Annotated in this window: 1 protein-coding gene; it reads left to right on the forward strand. The window is 67.1% G+C overall.

What is annotated here, in order from left to right; all coding sequences use genetic code 11:
• Nucleotides 1-689 (forward strand): acyl-CoA dehydrogenase family protein (locus D8676_RS26570; protein ID WP_183097269.1); only part of this gene is annotated, 689 nt, incomplete at both ends.

Here is a 689-nt window from a genome sequence, read left to right on the forward strand (position 1 = left end):
CTGGTCGCCCGCGAGGTCGAGCGGGTCGATTCAGGCTATCGCTCGATGATGTCGGTGCAGTCGTCGCTGGTCATGTATCCGATCCACGCCTACGGCTCGGAGGAGCAGCGCAGGAAGTACCTGCCGAAGCTGGCTTCGGGCGAATGGATCGGCTGCTTCGGCCTGACCGAGCCGGATGCCGGCTCCGATCCGGGCGGCATGAAGACGCGCGCCGAGAAGACGGCCAGTGGCTACCGGCTGACCGGCTCGAAGATGTGGATCTCCAACGCGCCGATCGCCGACGTCTTCGTGGTGTGGGCGAAGTCGGCGGCGCATGACAACCAGATCCGCGGCTTTGTGCTGGAAAAGGGCATGAAGGGGCTGTCGGCGCCGAAGATCGGCGGCAAGCTTTCGCTGCGCGCCTCGATCACCGGCGAGATCGTCATGGACGGGGTCGAGGTCGGCGAGGAGGCGCTCTTGCCCAACGTGTCGGGCCTGAAGGGTCCGTTCGGCTGCCTCAACCGGGCGCGCTACGGCATCTCGTGGGGGGCGATGGGGGCTGCCGAGGACTGCTGGCACCGGGCCAGGCAGTACGGGCTGGACAGAAAACAGTTCGGCAAGCCGCTGGCCGGCACGCAGCTCTACCAGAAGAAGCTCGCCGACATGCAGACGGAGATCGCGCTCGGGCTGCAGGGCAGCTTGCGGGTCGG

The organism is Mesorhizobium sp. YM1C-6-2 (assembly GCF_003666685.1).
In the GTDB taxonomy this organism is placed as follows: Bacteria; Pseudomonadota; Alphaproteobacteria; order Rhizobiales; family Rhizobiaceae; genus Mesorhizobium_K.